Source organism: Candidatus Cardinium sp. cBcalN2 (assembly GCF_022810445.1).
In the GTDB taxonomy this organism is placed as follows: domain Bacteria; phylum Bacteroidota; class Bacteroidia; order Cytophagales; family Amoebophilaceae; genus Cardinium.
Map to the genome: position 1 here is coordinate 1 of NZ_JAACGD010000072.1, position 16598 is coordinate 16598.

The following is a 16598-nucleotide window of genomic DNA, read 5'->3' on the forward strand; positions in this document are numbered from 1 at the left end:
AAATATCAACTACTACAACTTAGCCTATCATCCAAACAGAAAAGCTGATGAAACTTGTATGAAGCTTATCGCTTAAGCACTTCTAAACTAGGTAACTTTCTATCTGCTGCAATATAGGCGAGTAAAGCACTTCCCCCAGTGCAAATGTGGGAAAAATGATTTTCATATCCTATTTGTTTCATGGCAGCAGCAGTATCTCCCCCTCCTACCATACTATAGGCACCTCGCTCAGTTGCCTGTGCAATAGCTTTTGCAATAGCCACTGTACCAGCTACACAATTATCCCGTTCAAATACCCCAATAGGACCAGCCCATAATATGGTCTTAGCCTTTGCAAGCAAAGTAGTAAAGTGGACTTGGGTAGCTGGACCAATGTCTACAATAGTAGAGCCATAGGGTATATGCGTAAGGAGTAGGGTAGATACCTGAACCTCTTTATTCCTTTCAGGAACCATTACAACATCTGTTGGCAGCCACAATTTACAATGTTTATGGTGCATCAGCTTATCAAATAACTTAGTGGCGATGGCTACTGCTGGATCATAGTTATCAAAAGAGCCTTGCGCCTCTTTTGCGTGGAAAAAAGGGTGGATAAGCCCTCCACCAATCAATATATGATCTACATAACGAATTAAACCTTCAATAGGTTTTGCTTTATCTACCAGTTTATTACCACCCATAATAGCCACAAAAGGAGCTTGGTCTGTGGCAAAAAGTTTATCAATAGCCGCTATCTCCTGTTCCAGCAAACAACCTGCATAACACTCTTTAAAGTAAGTGGGCAATAAACTAATAGAAACATGGTTTCGATGAATGGTACCAAAAGCATCATTAATATAGACATCTGCCAGTGCAGCCAATGCTTGCGCAAAATGACTATCCCCTACTGTTTCTTCTTTGTGAAAACGAATATTTTCAAGTAATAAAACACTACCCGGTTCTAATGTTTTTATACGGTCTTCTACCGCTTCACCTATACAACTGGGTAGAAAAACAACAGGCTGTTGCAATAAACTGGTCAAAATAGATAAAACACCCATTAAAGAATAGCGTTCTTCATAGCCATTTTTAGGTCTCCCAAAATGAGCAAGCAAAATAGCTATGCCACCATCTTTGATTACTTGTTGAATCGTTGGCAAACTAGCTCTAATACGTCGGTCATCGCTAATGGTACCTTGCTCCGTTATCGGCACGTTAAAATCAACCCTTATGAGTACTTTTTTATCTTTAAAAGAAATTCCTTCAATACCAACCATGAAAAGGAAATTAATTTAATTTTAGAACAATTTTGATAATTTAAAAAATATTTTGGTAGTCCTAAAATAGTTAGGTGTTATATATTAGGTTTATTGACCAGCTTGCTTATGCTGAGCAATTTAGAGAATGTAAACACCAGATCGAAATGCTAATGGCCTAGCTATACAGGTTGCAAAAGCAAGTCTATGGCTAGTCTCTAGGTTAAATAGACCTAATGGCAAGAGATACGTTATTTTAGTCTTTTATTTTTTTATATTAGCGCTTTGGCCATGCGCTGGCACAGATAACGCTGCTTTAAAAGGAAGAAAATGCGATGTTATTCCTAATAGCAAACAACTAAAATATCTTTATTTTTTGCGGCTATTTTGCATACCAAAAAGTAAAATAAAGTAAAAACTAAAAGCATAACTTTTGTAAATACAATCAATATGAAAAGTAATATGAAAGCAGTTGCAAGATTTTTAGCCGTACTATTGGCTCTGCTGGCTATAGGTATGCATGGAGGTGTTGTAGTCATACCCATACTTTCAGGATATAAGTTTAGCATGTTATTTATTGCTTTCTTGTTCCTATTTGTATCTATAATTCTTTAACAATTAAAGTAAGGAAATGGAGCATTCGTTTAGCAGATAGCTAACCATAGTAAAAAATTGCTCAAGCAATGGAATCATTAGCATTGTAAACAATAATTAAAATCATAAAACATAGAATATCAATGACCTATTATACAGAAGAAGGATTAGAGCGCATGAAGAAGGAGTTAAGTTGGTTAAAAAGCGAAGGTCGCATGCGTGTAGCCAATGACCTAGCAGAAGCACATAAAAAAGGAGATTTAAGTGAAAATGCAGAATATGATGCTGCCAGAGATGCACAAGGCCTACTAGAAGCCAAGATTGCTGCCTTAGAAACTTTAGTAGCCAATGCCAGGGTATTAAAAGAGAGTGAAATTGACTTATCTAGAATTTCTATTCTTTCTAAAACACGAATCAGAAATAAAAAAACAGGCACAGAATCTGTTTTTATGCTTGTATCACAGGGTGAAGCAAATCTAAAGGAGGGTAAGATATCTATTGAATCCCCTATGGGAAAAGGATTGCTAGGTAAAAAAGTAGGAGAAATTGCCAAGGTTAACACCCCTTCTGGTATCATTGAATTAGAAGTTTTAAAAATCGGGTTAGATCTTTAAAAATTATCTTTATAAAAGAAGTTGCTGTAATCTTTTATTTCTATTAATTTAGTTGAGGAATAAAAATAATTTTAGAAGTTATGGCTTTACGAATAACAGAGGCATGTATCAATTGCGGTGCATGTGCAGTTGAGTGCCCCAATACGGCTATATATGAGGGCGGAATAGATTGGCAATGGGCCGATGGTACCCAATTGAAAACAGTGGAGGTAAAAGGAGCCTTATTAGATGCCACCACACCACAGCCACCCTATGTAGATGATACATTTTATATTGTTACAGATAAATGTACGGAGTGTGTAGGTTTTCACGCAGAACCTCAATGCGCAGCCGTTTGCCCAGTAGATTGTTGTGTATTAGACTTAGACCACCCAGAAACCAAGGAAGAATTGCTAGCAAAAAAGCAATTTTTACATGGGTGTTAAAGAGGCTTACAAAAATATATTATATAATAAAATCAATTATACAGTGGAATTACAGAGAGGATCAGATGAAGTTTATTCTAAAAGAGTAAATGCAGGGAAAAGAGTTTATTTCTTTGATATCAAGTCAACCAAAGGAAAAGACTATTACCTAACCATCACAGAAAGCAAGAAAAGAACAGAAGCAGATGGCATGTCTTATCAAAAACATAAAATCTTCCTATATAAGGAAGATGTGAATAAATTTATTCGTGCGCTAAATGAGGTGGTTGATCACCTTAAAATAAATCTAATGGCTGATTATGATTTCGATCAATTTGATCGAAATGGAGAGGGACATCTAAACAAATAGGCTTTTATTCTATATACTCGATTCATGGCTTTAAAATGTGGTCTTATTGGGTTGCCCAATGTAGGCAAATCTATGTTGTTTAATGGGTTATCAAATGGCAATGCGGCTTCTGCGAATTTCCCCTTTTGTACCATAGAGCCCAATGTGGGCGTAGTAGCGGTACCAGATTCGCGTATGGAATTGCTTGCCGAATTGGCCCATTCTAAAAATAAGATACCTACCGTTATAGAATTTGTAGATATAGCTGGACTAGTCAAAGATGCCCATCAAGGCGAAGGACTGGGTAATAAATTCCTTAGCCATATTCGAGAAGTGGATGCGATTGTACATGTCATCAGATGTTTTGAAGATGAGGATGTAATACACGTAGCCGGTGGTGTAGACCCTATTTTTGACAAACAGATTATTGACCATGAACTCCGGTGCAAGGATATCGATAGCTTAACCAAAAGGTTGGATAAAATGGGTAAGCTTGCCAAGCACGGACCTAAAACCCAACAACGAAGCTTAGAGCTCTTAAACTTCTTTTTAACCGCATTAAAAGAAGGTCGTGATGCACGTACCATTGAAGTAGCTGCAGCAGATCAACCATTGATAGATGATTGGCAACTCTTAACTGCCAAGCCTGTTATTTACTTTGCCAATGTAGATGAAGCCACCATACTGGGCAAAAAGAATCCTCACCTGACTGCTTTACAAGCAGCTATTGCTCAAGAAAATAGCAAGGTAATTATGGGTTCTACCGCGTTAGAAGCACAACTCAATGGCCTAAATGATGAAGATAAATCTTTTTTTCTAAAGGAATATAACCTGATAGAATCGGCATTAGACAAACTGATTCAATCAGCTTATGCCTTGTTGCAACTGATTACCTATTTTACAGTAGGGCCACAAGAAGTACGGGCATGGACCATTCAAAAAGGCACCAAAGCCCCTCAAGCAGCCAGCGTGATTCATACAGATTTCCAACGCGGATTTATTAAAGCAGAAGTTATTGCTTTTGAGGACTATAAAACTTATAAAAGTGAAAGTAGCTGCCGTGAGGCGGGCAAACTACGCATAGAAGGTAAGGATTATATAGTCCAAGATGGTGACGTAATGCTTTTCCGTTTTAATGTGTAGGTTTCCCTAAACTGCATATATTAGATGAAGACTACCTACCTTCTTTTAATCTTGACCATAATCGTTGCTTTGTTTTGTAAGAAAAGACAACCTGCCTATTTATTCATCATAATAACCAATTTATCAGCTTGGTACCAAGGTCTAATCCACATGATTGGGATCTCTGCTTTAGTCTTATTTGCCTCTGCTAACTATATCTATTTATACCTACAGTTACACAAAGTCGTAAAGATTTTATTACGTGTAATGATATATGGGTTTATCTTAGCAACTGCCCTTCATTGGCTTCCAGGTTTTGTTAATTTATTGGTTATCAATCAGGTAAAAATATCACCATTATCTATACCCTTTTCAATGTATGTAAACTTTGATCAGCCTATGGTTATACTGATTCTTTATGTTATGCATGATCTCTATTGGTTAGAAAAAAACCATAAACAAAGCTATCAACAGCTGATAAAGTATACGCTTTTGCCCTATCTATCTTCTATTCCACTCGTCCTTATACCCGCTTACCTAAGCGGTTGTATAGTATTTGAGCCTCATATGCCAGATATATTATGCATATGGGCGATAAATAATTTATTTTTAGTCTGTATGGCAGAAGAAATCATTTTTCGTGGTTTGTTACAAAAGGCCTTACAAAATGGTTTAAAAAAGTATAGCAACAAAAGCGCGTTATTAGCCATTATCATTACTTCTTCTCTATTTGGCATGGCCCATTTCCAGGGTGGGTTTATCTATATTGGATTGGCCACTATGGCTAGTTGCTTATACGGATATAGTTATTACAAAACAGGCAAAATAGTGTGCTCGATGATGGTTCATTTTGCATTAAATTTACTGCATATATTACTATTTACTTATCCTATGGCAATTACTAGATAGGATCGCTAATTGACCGCTTATAAAACCCATTGCTAATGGCATTAATGATCATTAATAGATAGCTTTTGTCAAGCTATACTCCATTTTAATCGATTAGTTCAATGGACAAAAAAAATAAAGCAAACAAACCACACGACAAATTTTTTAAGCAAACCTTTGGTAGAAAAGACGTAGCATTATCTTTTCTAGAAGCCAGGTTGCCAAAAGAAATTTTCGATCAAATAGACCAAGATAGCCTACTATTGACCAATAGAGAGTTTGTGAGCCCTACAGGTAAAAATAGAAATAGTGACTGTATGTTTAAAACCCTTATTAAGGGTACACAAAATTACCTCTATGTTCACATAGAGCATCAGTCTCAAGAAAATCCATTAATGTTAGTGAGGTTTTTAGAGTATAATGCAGCCTTAATCAGGCAGCATATAAGTGAACATGGAAACACATCTTTACCAGCTATCATAAACACCTGTTTGTACAATGGCAATAAGCCGTATAAAGGTCCTACTAATTTTCATGATTTATTTCCTCATTTAAAACAGGTAGCAAGCTATATGTTTGCAGGTTTTCATTTAGTAGATCTACATATTACAGCAAACGAAGAACTCCTCACTTGGAAACAAGCAGCGGGAGCTTCACTAATCCTAAAGCAAGGTATCCATCGGGACTTTTGTAAGTGGCTACCTGGCCACCAACAACTATTGCTCAATCTAGAAAAAAAAGGGTATATTCCTTATATTAGTAATATTCTTTGGTACATACTATCAATAGACGATCATACCAATGCAGTTGAATTACTTGATCCAAGATTAAAATCAATAGCCATGTCATTAGCAGAACGATTCAGGCAAAAGGGTATTCAAATAGGTAAAGAGAAAGGTAAAATAGAAGGTATACAACTCGGAGAACAAAAAGGTAAGTTAGAAGGTAAGTTAGAAGGTAAGTTAGAAGGTAAGCTAGAAGGCAGGTTAGAAGGCAGGTTAGAAGGAGAAAAAGAAAAAGCACGCTCTATAGCTAAGGCAATGCTCCAGGAAGGTGAGGCACTAGAAAAAATTATACGTTTTACTGGTTTATCGTTATCTGATATTAAAATACTTGCTTAGTTTGTTATCTTCATTAATAACAATCAGATCTTCGGCTTAACCTTGTAAATATTTTTTAGGCCATAGGTCGCTGCAGTAACTTTACACTATGCCTCTAAATATTTCATATCTGTACCCATTTTTATCTTATTTTTTTGTTTAATGATTCCTCTCCATTAAACGTTTTTCTTTTTAAGATCAGACCCAAAGTACAGGTTACATAAAAAAGAAACGCTAGTCAATAAAGAAAAAGATAGTATATTTTTTTAATCAACTTTATGTCGAACGACTTAGAAAACTATTTACCACCCCAATCCATTTATAATTTAACAGAAAAAGAGTTACTCTTTTGGCTCGAAGAACGAGGTGAAAAAGCCTTCCGTGCTGCCCAAATTTGGAAATGGCTCTATCAAAAACGGGTGAGTAGCTTTAGTGAAATGAGTGACTTAAGTTTAACGACCAGGTCACTACTGGATGAGCATTTTGTATTAAAAACCATGTCAGAAGATAAGGTTCAATATGCCAAAGATGGAACGATCAAGTGTTTGTTCAAACTGAGAGATGGTCATTTAATTGAAACAGTTCTAATGGAACATAGCTATGGTCTATCTATTTGTGTTACCACACAAGTGGGGTGTAATATTGGTTGTAGTTTTTGTGCGAGTGGCCTTTTAAGTAAAAAAAGAGACTTAACAACAGGTGAAATAGTAGAGCAACTGATCCACATGCAAAAAAAGTTGGATATAGCACAGAAAAGAATTAGCCATATTGTAGTTATGGGTATTGGCGAACCTTTCGATAATTATGACCATGTATTACGCTTTATACATATTGTTAACCATGCAAAAGGGCTCGCTATTGGTGCACGCCATATTACGGTTTCTACAAGTGGACTAGATGGCAAAATTAAAGCCTTTGCACATGAAGGCCTACAGGTAAATCTTGCGCTTTCTTTACATGCAGCCAATAACCTACTGCGTACACAGATTATGAAGCTCAATAAAGCTATTCCTATAGAAAAGCTTATGGAAGCCATTGATTACTATTTAGATATAACAAACAGACGGGTAACCTTTGAGTACATTCTACTTAAAGATATAAATGACTTAGAAGCATGTGCTTTTGAGCTAGCTAATTTAATTATATCACGTAAGCAACGACATCTGATTCATGTCAATCTTATTCCCTATAATCCTGTAGATGAATTAGATCATTATAAGCGCAGTACCCCAAAAGCCATACATCGTTTTGTTTCCACCTTACGTGCACAGGGGATTTATGCAGTGGTGCGTGGGGAACATGGTACAGATATTGATGCGGCTTGTGGACAATTGCGGAGCAAACAGCTACAGCATAAACTAAGCGGCTGATTCAGGCGGCTAGTTTTGGTATAAATGATTGAAAAATAGTAACTTGGTTGATACGGATTAAGCGGTGTAGGACCGCTAAGCAAAAATGCGCCCTTGGAAAAATTTGTAATCAGAAAGTATAGTTTACAGATAAAAAGTAAAACAGTTGTAGGGGGTGACATGGCAAAGCTCCTGTTAAACTCTACTTTCAGCATTTTTTTCATCAACGCTTGATTGTTTGGTTACGTTTTGATCAAACAAAACGTAACATAAAAAGTCATTTTTACCAATTTATTCAACACATATGTAGCCCACATATATCCACTATTTACCAATAAAAAGTATCAATATTATGCATAAAACAGTTGTTAATAAAGAAGAAATCTTGGCCTATCATGCACAATTTCCTGCTGGTAAGATAGGTACATCTGTCACTAAACCACTCCATACACCTCGTGACATCATCACCGCTTATACGCCTGGTGTGGGTACTATTTGTGAAGAAATAGCTGCCTCTAGCGAAAAGGTTTATCAGTATACCAATAAAGGAAACTTAGTAGCTATTATATCTAATGGTACAGCTGTATTAGGTTATGGTGCTATTGGTGCTTTAGCCGCTAAACCGGTTATGGAGGCCAAAGCGATGATCTTAAAAAGGTTCGCTGGCGTTGATGCTTTTGATCTTGAAATTGATGCCACTACACCTGATGATGTAATACGAATTATTAAAGCCTTGGCACCTACTTTTGGAGCACTCAATTTGGAAGATATTAAGGCACCTGAATGCTTCGAGATTGAAGAAGCGCTCATCAAGCAATTGAATATACCTGTTATGCATGATGACCAACATGCTACGGCTATTGTAACAACAGCTGCTTTATTGAACGCTTTGCTTATTGTCAATAAAAATCTTGCACAGGCACAAATCGTTTTTAATGGAGCTGGAGCGGGGGCGGTAGCTACCGCCAAACTTTTAATTGCTTTAGGAGCCAACCCAAACCATATGGTTATGTGTGATCGAAAAGGGGTTATTCGTCGGGATAGAGATGGCCTAGACGCTATTAAATCACCCTTTGCTACAGATCGTCCCATACATACCCTCCATGATGCGGTTGCTGAGGCAGATGTTTTTATAGGACTTTCCTCTGGCAACCTATTGATGAGCCAAAGCATAGAACGCATGGCCAAAGACCCTATTATTTTTGGGTTAGCCAATCCTTTACCAGAAATTTCTTATCAAGATGCTATGGCCACCCGGCCAGATGTTATCTTTGCTACAGGACGCAGCGATTACCCCAACCAAGTCAATAATTTAATTGCTTTCCCCTACATTTTTAGAGGTGCCTTAGATGTAAATGCTTCGGTGATTAATGGCGCCATGCAACAAGCGGCTGTACAAGCTATCCAAAAACTGGCACAAGAAGAGGTGCCTGTTTGCGTTCGTAAGTATTATGGTGGAACGATGCATTTTGGAAAAGAATATCTACTGCCTAAACCAATGGATGCACGTTTGCTTACTACCGTTTCGGTAGCTGTTGCACAAGCTGCTATAGATTCTGGGGTGGCTAGAAAGACTATTCATGATTGGGAAACTTATAGCAGAGGGTTATTAGAACGCATAGGGAAACAAAATTAAAAGCTATGCCATTTGTACGCAAAGCACTTCTTGTAAGATAATTATGATCAGAAATCACCCCTTGCGTATCCATTCAGTAGTATGGTAACGCTAAGAAAAAACGCGCCCTTGGAAAAGGTTACGATCAGTACTTGATTTTTTGCTTACTTTTTTATCAAAAAAAAGAGTTGTTTCTATTTCGGCTGTAAGTCTTACCTTCTAATCGCAACTTTTTACAAGGGGCATTTTTTCTTTTTTGGCGTACACGGCCATTATGATATGAATAGATTGATTACCAAAATATGAAGATATCACTCAATTGGCTAAAGTCCTATATTAATGTTTCTTTAACAGCATCGGAAATAGCTCCGCTTTTAACCCAAAGGGGATTAGAAGTAGCCCATATATACCCTACTATTAAAGGTGGTTTAGAGGGACTTATAATAGGTGATGTTGTATCCTGCCTCCCCCACCCTAATGCAGATAGATTAAAGCAAACCTTAGTAGATATTGGATCAGATAGGCCATCCACCATTGTTTGTGGGGCCTTGAATGTAGCCGTTGGACAGAAGGTAGTAGTAGCCCCAGTAGGGAGTACCATTTACCATTATGCCAACCAACTGCCTTTTCAAATTAAAAAAGTTAAAATTAGGGGTGTGGTCTCTGAAGGCATGATTTGTGCGGAAGATGAAATAGGCCTAAGCCCAGCACATGATGGTATTCTGGTATTAGAGACTACCTTACCTGCTGGAACCCCCGCTAAAGACTATTTTAAAGAGCTACTGGATGAAATAATAGAGATCGAGCTTACACCCAATCGAGCAGATGCCTGCTCCCACCTAGGTATAGCCAGGGAGCTAAAAGCTATTTTACATCTTCCGACTACCTTGCCATCCATTAAGGCTTTTAATGGCATACCATGTGACTGGCCTCTAAATATAAGCAGCGTAGATAATACTCTATGTCCACGGTATAGTGGTCTATTAGTTAAAAACACCACTATTCAACCCTCTCCTGCATGGCTTCGCAGCAGGTTATTACGGATTGGTATAAAACCTATTAACAATGTAGTAGATGTAACCAACTTTGTACTACATGAATTGGGGCAACCCTTACATGCTTTTGATTATGAAACCCTTACTGGTCAGTCACTTATAGTTCAGCTATGCCCTGCAGACACCTTATTTACAGGGTTAGATGGTATAGAAAGAAAACTAGCTGGTCATGAGCTAATGATTTGTGATACAACAGGCCCTATAGCCATGGCTGGTATTCTGGGCGGGCTCCGTACACGTATCACGGATGCCACTCAACATATTTTTATAGAAAGTGCCTATTTTAACCCAGCCGTTATACGTCGTGCCGCCCAATACCATGCCCTTAAAACGGATGCTTCTTTTCGATTTGAACGCGGAACAGATCCTAATATCCCCATTTATGCGTTAAAAAGAGCGGCACTATTGCTACAAGAACTAATGCCATCTGCAACAACATGCCAAGTAATCGAATATTATCCAAAGCCATTGGCTCATTTTAACATTCCTATTACTTATACAGAGATTGCCCGATGCCTAGGTAAAGCAATTGATCCAAGCACCATCCAACAAATGCTAACAGATTTAGAAATAGCTATTGAAGCAGAAACAGATGAAGGCTTTACCGCAAAAGTACCACCCTACAGGGTAGATGTAACCAGAAAAGCAGATCTTATTGAGGAAATTGCACGCATATATGGCTATGATCATATCCCAAACCGCTTAGCAACTACTTACCTATCCCCTGAAAATGGCACAGATAAGGCCTATAAATTAGAAGAAGAAATTAGTAAAATGTTGGTCGCCAATGGCTATTATGAAATATGCACGAATTCTTTGACCAAAGAGGCCTATACAACCATAGGTATGCCTCAACAAGCAATCTCTATTCTAAATCCACTGAGCGTATCTACCAATATCTTACGGCCTACTTTGCTCTTTAGTGGACTAGAAGTCATCGCCTACAATCTTGCACGCCGTCAATATGATGTAAAGTTATTTGAACGGGGTACCATCTATCACAAAAGCGATGCATCCTATAAAGAAGCTAAAAGATTAGCCCTTTGGCTCACTGGTCAAATAGAATTACCCAACTGGGTACGCCAACTAGGCCCTATAACATTGCAAAACATACGCACTACTATAGAACAACTGGTACAAAAGTTGGGCCTTATGGATCTATCTTATAGATCAGTAACCCACCCATTCTATAGCCAAGGGGTTGAAGGAGTAGATAAAGAAGTAGTCGTAGTGACCTTTGGTGAAGTCCACCCAACCATTATAGATTATTTTTCCTTGGGACAATCGGTCTTTTTTGCAGATATTGATTGGAACCATTTGTTAAAGATCAGTAGATCTCATAAAGTGTATGAACCTATTTCTAGATTTCCTGCTGTTACCAGAGACCTTTCTTTGATAGTAGATAAAACGATTGTTTTTCAAAAGATAAAAGATTTAATTTCCAAGCAGGGACATAAAAATATTCAGGAGGTTCAGCTGTTTGATGTCTACGAAGGGGGTCATCTACCAGCAGATAAAAAATCTTATGCGATTAGGTTTACCCTACAGGATAGAGACAAAACACTAAACGAGCAAGCTATTGACCAAATCATGCATCAACTGATGCAGGCTTTTGAACGTGATTTAAATGTCATTATTAGACAATAAGTCCTCTAAAGAGGATCACCTCGCAATAGATCGCTTTGAAAAATTACTTAGACAACTACTAGCCTCTTATACCGAATACCAAAAACAAATTATAACATTAACAGAGGAAAATAAGAGATTAAAGCATCTATTAGAGGCTTCAAAAAGCAACCTATCCACTACACAAAAAAATACCCCTGTTTCATTGGATCAAGATTTAGTACAACAGATTAATAAGTATATCAAAGAAATAGATCTCTGTTTAACCTATTTTGAACAAACATAAACATGCAACCACTCTCTATAAAAATTAAGATTAGCGATCGTATCTATCCGATGAAAGTACAACCGGAAGATGAAACCTTTGTAAGAGCAGCCAGTAAAATATTAGCAGACCGGATCAAAGATTATCAAAAAGATTTAGGTATTCAGGATCAGCAAGATTTACTTGCTATGGTAGCATTTGACTGCCTAGTAAACTATTTAAAAATCCAAGAATCAGACAGCACAAAAGTAAATCAATTGATGAAAAAAATAAACCATTGGAGTGATGCTATGGAAGAAGCATTGGCTTAATATCAAATCATTCATTCACTACTGTGGCAGCAGTTCACCTAAAAAACACCCCTTGTAACGAGCGTTTTCTGCAACTTTTTACTGAGGGGCGTTTTTGCTTTTTCTACGTAGCTTTGCCACTGCACTGAACGGCCAATGGCGTCAACTTACGAGCTTTATTTTATTGATTTACAGATATAATAACATGTTTTTTAGCTACGTTTATGATTATTTAGCTAAAAACTTTCAAGTATGCTTGGACAGAATCTGTATAAGCACTAAACTTAAAACCTGACCTATAAAATTGGATAGCTGTGATAAAGCAGCCAAAAAACAGATTTTTATTTTAAATAACTTTGTTAATCAGTTGATTCCTTAAGTTAACGCCATTGGCTGAACGGCTACTATCAGCGGATGCATCAAAGCGATAATGCTTTAAAATAGATACGAAGACATATCCCAATGGAATGCCCAATGAGCCAAATAAATATGAAGTACTCGATTTAATCGATATATCAAGAACGTAACTAAGCCAATTATTATTATTCAAAATATTATTTGACCTATTATCTAAGTCAGTGCATAGTTCCTGGCCAGAACCGTAAAAAAGTTTTTTACCATAATAGCCCGCATAATAACCAAGTTTAGGTAATAGACGATTTCCCCCCTCTTGTACACTTATCGGTATGTAATTTTTTAAATTAGAACAAAGTATGTAATATTCTTGTATCTCTGATAACCGTTCGAATAGAGATGAGCCAAGCAAAGCCGGAATAGGATAATCTTTATCAAAATTTTTAGTACCTTCACCAATAGCCTGACAAATTTTATTAATATGCATCTGAAATTCCTCACCAAGTTCCTCAGGTGTCTTATTAACAGACTGACGCATTCTCGTGAGAGAATTGGCCCCTCCACATTCATTGATCGTCCTTCTACCAGTACACGCACCTAATAGCAAGATAGCTATAAACAAAAAAAATTGTATGTGATTACTTTTTAGCTTATTACATTTGTTAATAAGAAAATTTATTGTATATTCTTTTATATATATATTTTTTTTCATAAAATTATTTTATTGTGGTTATTATTTGCTTGATCAAGCGATTCAAGCTATATGAGTAAAGCCATTAAAAAAACAAGGATTAAATAAAATAGCATGATAGAAAGTACCAGCTCGGTATAATTCGTTGCAGCGCGAACATAACAAATAGCAAGCATACAGTTAACGAGTCACTTTACAGTAAAGATTAAACAAAAAATAAGATGTAATCAGTAATAAATTTTTTTGGTATACCTGTATATGCTTTGTACATAAATTTTATGTATCTGTCAGCCCAATGGGGTCAACTTAAGAAATTTTTATTTTTTTATTTGATTATAAGCCTTTTTATCTTACTTTTTTCTTGATAAAAGTCAAGCCCTGTGCAAAAAACTGCTGTAAGCTGCACTTTCTGATCGCAGCCTTTTATAAAGGGTGTTTTTATATATTATTGTATCTAGTAATCAATTAAATATATATCTTAAGTTGACTCCATTGTCTGTTCGCCACTTTGGTAAAAAACATTTTTTATACCACTTTTTGCTTGATCAAAACCTAAACAAAAAACCAAGCTCTCTGTAAAAAGTTTGGTAAATCATCTATTAGAGCTGCAAAAACAGAACGCATCCGCTCAGTGGGTTCAAGTAAGCTGTTCAGCACTATAGAGAAAGCTTGTGGTTTTACGGTATCCATTCAGTATTATGGCAAGGCTACGCACAAAAAAACCTTTTTTAAAACTTGTGACAAGCAAAAATTGGTACAAAAGCTGCTCCGTTCCACTGAGCTACACCAATAACAATGTTGTACAAGAAGCTTATTTATACCTACGCTCTACAATAGTCCTTAATCATATACTATTCTAGTTTCCAAGCTTAGCCTGCTTTATTACAACTTCTCAGAAAGTCCGTTATTGATTAGAATACCTTACGCTACATCACTAAGCAAATACTACGTATTTAATCGTTATTTTAACAAATAAATTAGCCAAATTTATACAATTAATTTGTATTATCCTAATTATAGTAGCAGCACACTATTGTAGTCATTCAAAATAGTAGTCCATAAAAACATTTATTGCACAGTTTAGTTCTGTTTACGCCATTGAGAGAATGAAGAGTATCTATTCACAACTTGGATAAGTAACTCACATTCCTTACCGCCATTATATAGGTTTTGATGAATTATCTTTTTTGGCCAATGTATGGAAGACTTTATTGTCTTATACTAGAGCTAATTATGACATAGTATGTGGTTAATTGTCTCCAAAAAGACATAAATAATATTAGCTCCAGTCTAGAATAATTACAAATACGTCCAAATTATTATATAAAGCTATTTAAAATTTTCTATTAAAAAAATCTTGATTGTAAGATCAAAGAAATGGAGTTAAAACGTTTACAACCGTATATAGTAGTTAAGGAAACAGCGATCTTAACTTCAACTCTTTAAGAAAATAATCTTAATAATACAAACGTACGAAGACGGATACCTGTGTATTTTTTTTGATTTCTATAAAAAAATTCTTATTATAAAACAATTTTAGAGTATAAATATATAATTTTTATTTTTTTAACTTAAAAATTTAAATTAATGGTTTTTTCTATGGTATGGCTGGATAAGCCACTATTGGTGGTCTATTCTTTATTATTAATATTTATCGTAGGTATTTACTTCTTCTCTAGAAGTAAATACACTTTTCGAGCATATAGGGTAAGTAACGCAAACACGCTACAACATAAACCTCTACACCCTACTAAAATCGCTTTAGATAAGCTAATTCGTAAAGTAGCATTTGCTTTGTACCAAGAGACTACATCTCCTCCTAAGCTATTTGTAGAGCAAGTACAAGATCCTAGTAGGAGGCCATTTCCTTACATTATAGCTGATGTTAATCAGATCACCTACTTATTGGTTAAGGCTATTTTACGAGTTAATGGTAAATTAAATTGCTCCAACCCACTAGTTATCAGAATGCAATTGCAAAACACCTTTTTGCAATTTAAGCAACCAGATCCTATTGGGACTAATGATTCTTCATTAATGCTGTTCCAAGCTACTGCCTTACTAATAAGCAGCACTGCTCTCGATGCTGAATCGCTTCCGAAGATCAAGCATATTTACAATGATTTTATGGACACGACTGCACCTCAAGAAATAGATTTAGCTTCTTCATTAATAGATCTTCAGCAGGAAACCATATCAAGTATTGTTCGTGACCATTATGGATATGTAGAATATCCTATTGATGCAAAACAAGAAGCTATCTTGCTAGTGTTACCTATCGATGTGACCGATATTATGAATAACATGAACTTTAAACTACCTATAGATTGCTTAAACTTAGAAACCCCTGCCAGACCTAAGGAACAAACTGAGGTCACTATGGCACTAATGCATTTCCATGCCCATTTATCTCAATTCTCTGATGATATAGATCCTATTGATCTAGGCATAATCTCACATTTGCTTATGTTATTACAGCAACACTTTCACTTTAAGCGTCATGCTTCAGGTCAATTATTCTATGTGCGTGCCGTAGGGATTGCTAACATAGTGCTAGAATGGTTTTTTTATGCACCTAAAGTCATTTATGCTTCTTTACTTTATGGATTGGTTTGCCATAACTACTTGCCTCTTACTTATGTTAGAGAACATTATAGTTCAGATATATATGCCATTGTATTAAGCTTATTAGGGGTAGATAAGCATAAACGCCAAGGCCTAAAGCAGCTTGCTTTAGTTTATATGGAAAATCGATTAGAAAAAGCAATGAATCAAGATCAGGTACAGATTGCTGTTCTCTGTATCAAGCTAGCTGAGCGCCTATATGATCTAGACCATGCAGCAAGCTATATTCAGTTAGTAGAGCTTCAACATATGGCGCAAGAAACGTTGTCCATAGATATTAACTTAGCCAATGAATACTTGGGTCCACAGATAGGTATGGCATTAAAAAGAGCAGCTAAACAGGCATTAAAGATTTGTAAAAATAAAGGTAAAAGTAAAGATAAGGATCAAGATCAGGATAGTTAATGTATCTGTTCATGACA

The 16598-nt window shown here is 36.3% G+C and carries 15 protein-coding genes; 13 read left to right on the top strand and 2 right to left on the bottom strand.

What is annotated here, in order from left to right:
- Positions 1 to 65: 65 nt before the first annotated feature.
- Positions 66 to 1256 carry a phosphoglycerate kinase gene (gene pgk / locus MUW74_RS02135; RefSeq protein ID WP_243517796.1) on the bottom strand — a complete coding sequence of 397 codons (1191 nt, stop codon included), beginning with the start codon at positions 1254 to 1256 and terminating at the stop codon, positions 66 to 68.
- Between the two features lie 429 nt (positions 1257 to 1685).
- On the opposite strand from pgk, the gene MUW74_RS02140 reads away from it, so the two are divergent.
- The 12 genes from MUW74_RS02140 (at position 1686) to MUW74_RS02195 (ending at position 12527) form a co-directional block, all read left to right on the top strand.
- Positions 1686 to 1850, top strand: coding sequence for a hypothetical protein (locus tag MUW74_RS02140; RefSeq protein WP_243517793.1), 165 nt, complete (start codon positions 1686 to 1688; stop codon positions 1848 to 1850).
- A gap of 122 nt (positions 1851 to 1972) precedes the next feature.
- On the top strand, positions 1973 to 2443 hold the full coding sequence (gene greA, locus MUW74_RS02145) for a transcription elongation factor GreA (protein ID WP_243517791.1): 471 nt from the start codon (positions 1973 to 1975) through the stop codon (positions 2441 to 2443).
- 80 nt (positions 2444 to 2523) lie between these two features.
- Positions 2524 to 2868, top strand: a complete 345-nt coding sequence (locus MUW74_RS02150; protein ID WP_243517788.1) for a 4Fe-4S dicluster domain-containing protein — start codon at positions 2524 to 2526, stop codon at positions 2866 to 2868.
- Between the two features lie 43 nt (positions 2869 to 2911).
- Positions 2912 to 3217, top strand: a complete 306-nt coding sequence (locus tag MUW74_RS02155; RefSeq protein ID WP_243517785.1) for a DUF3276 family protein — start codon at positions 2912 to 2914, stop codon at positions 3215 to 3217.
- A 24-nt stretch (positions 3218 to 3241) separates the two neighbouring features.
- Complete coding sequence (gene ychF / locus MUW74_RS02160) at positions 3242 to 4339, top strand: redox-regulated ATPase YchF (protein ID WP_243517782.1); 1098 nt, start codon at positions 3242 to 3244, stop codon at positions 4337 to 4339.
- Positions 4340 to 4489: 150 nt separating this feature from the next.
- Positions 4490 to 5227 carry a CPBP family intramembrane glutamic endopeptidase gene (locus tag MUW74_RS02165; protein ID WP_243517780.1) on the top strand — a complete coding sequence of 246 codons (738 nt, stop codon included), beginning with the start codon at positions 4490 to 4492 and terminating at the stop codon, positions 5225 to 5227.
- 101 nt (positions 5228 to 5328) lie between these two features.
- Positions 5329 to 6327, top strand: a complete 999-nt coding sequence (locus tag MUW74_RS02170) for an Rpn family recombination-promoting nuclease/putative transposase (protein ID WP_243517778.1) — start codon at positions 5329 to 5331, stop codon at positions 6325 to 6327.
- A gap of 257 nt (positions 6328 to 6584) precedes the next feature.
- A complete protein-coding gene (gene rlmN, locus MUW74_RS02175) occupies positions 6585 to 7676 on the top strand; it encodes a 23S rRNA (adenine(2503)-C(2))-methyltransferase RlmN (protein ID WP_243517776.1) in 1092 nt (363 codons plus the stop codon).
- 331 nt (positions 7677 to 8007) lie between these two features.
- Complete coding sequence (locus tag MUW74_RS02180) at positions 8008 to 9291, top strand: malic enzyme-like NAD(P)-binding protein (RefSeq protein ID WP_243517774.1); 1284 nt, start codon at positions 8008 to 8010, stop codon at positions 9289 to 9291.
- Positions 9292 to 9572: 281 nt separating this feature from the next.
- Complete coding sequence (pheT, locus tag MUW74_RS02185) at positions 9573 to 11972, top strand: phenylalanine--tRNA ligase subunit beta (protein WP_243517771.1); 2400 nt, start codon at positions 9573 to 9575, stop codon at positions 11970 to 11972.
- Complete coding sequence (locus tag MUW74_RS02190; protein ID WP_243517747.1) at positions 11953 to 12237, top strand: hypothetical protein; 285 nt, start codon at positions 11953 to 11955, stop codon at positions 12235 to 12237. Before pheT ends, MUW74_RS02190 begins: the two co-directional genes overlap by 20 nt.
- Positions 12238 to 12239: 2 nt before the next feature.
- Positions 12240 to 12527, top strand: coding sequence for a cell division protein ZapA (locus MUW74_RS02195; RefSeq protein WP_243517722.1), 288 nt, complete (start codon positions 12240 to 12242; stop codon positions 12525 to 12527).
- Positions 12528 to 12852: 325 nt separating this feature from the next.
- On the opposite strand, the gene MUW74_RS02200 is transcribed toward MUW74_RS02195, so the two are convergent.
- Positions 12853 to 13482 carry a hypothetical protein gene (locus MUW74_RS02200; protein ID WP_243553044.1) on the bottom strand — a complete coding sequence of 210 codons (630 nt, stop codon included), beginning with the start codon at positions 13480 to 13482 and terminating at the stop codon, positions 12853 to 12855.
- Positions 13483 to 15138: 1656 nt separating this feature from the next.
- Between MUW74_RS02200 and MUW74_RS02205 the strand changes: the two genes are divergently transcribed.
- Entirely contained in the window at positions 15139 to 16581 is a 1443-nt protein-coding gene (locus tag MUW74_RS02205; protein ID WP_243517716.1) for an HD domain-containing protein, read from the top strand.
- Positions 16582 to 16598 lie beyond the last annotated feature (17 nt).

What these genes read in the sequence shown, in the direction of transcription:
- MUW74_RS02170 (WP_243517778.1), top strand. Translation starts at nt 5,329, where the DNA reads ATGGACAAAAAAAATAAAGCAAACAAACCACACGACAAATTTTTTAAG.
- MUW74_RS02195 (WP_243517722.1), top strand. Translation starts at nt 12,240, where the DNA reads ATGCAACCACTCTCTATAAAAATTAAGATTAGCGATCGTATCTATCCG.
- MUW74_RS02140 (WP_243517793.1), top strand. Translation starts at nt 1,686, where the DNA reads ATGAAAAGTAATATGAAAGCAGTTGCAAGATTTTTAGCCGTACTATTG.
- rlmN (WP_243517776.1), top strand. Translation starts at nt 6,585, where the DNA reads ATGTCGAACGACTTAGAAAACTATTTACCACCCCAATCCATTTATAAT.
- MUW74_RS02165 (WP_243517780.1), top strand. Translation starts at nt 4,490, where the DNA reads ATGATTGGGATCTCTGCTTTAGTCTTATTTGCCTCTGCTAACTATATC.
- MUW74_RS02180 (WP_243517774.1), top strand. Translation starts at nt 8,008, where the DNA reads ATGCATAAAACAGTTGTTAATAAAGAAGAAATCTTGGCCTATCATGCA.
- greA (WP_243517791.1), top strand. Translation starts at nt 1,973, where the DNA reads ATGACCTATTATACAGAAGAAGGATTAGAGCGCATGAAGAAGGAGTTA.
- MUW74_RS02150 (WP_243517788.1), top strand. Translation starts at nt 2,524, where the DNA reads ATGGCTTTACGAATAACAGAGGCATGTATCAATTGCGGTGCATGTGCA.
- ychF (WP_243517782.1), top strand. Translation starts at nt 3,242, where the DNA reads ATGGCTTTAAAATGTGGTCTTATTGGGTTGCCCAATGTAGGCAAATCT.
- pgk (WP_243517796.1), bottom strand. Translation starts at nt 1,256, where the DNA reads ATGGTTGGTATTGAAGGAATTTCTTTTAAAGATAAAAAAGTACTCATA.
- pheT (WP_243517771.1), top strand. Translation starts at nt 9,573, where the DNA reads ATGAAGATATCACTCAATTGGCTAAAGTCCTATATTAATGTTTCTTTA.
- MUW74_RS02190 (WP_243517747.1), top strand. Translation starts at nt 11,953, where the DNA reads ATGTCATTATTAGACAATAAGTCCTCTAAAGAGGATCACCTCGCAATA.
- MUW74_RS02205 (WP_243517716.1), top strand. Translation starts at nt 15,139, where the DNA reads ATGGTTTTTTCTATGGTATGGCTGGATAAGCCACTATTGGTGGTCTAT.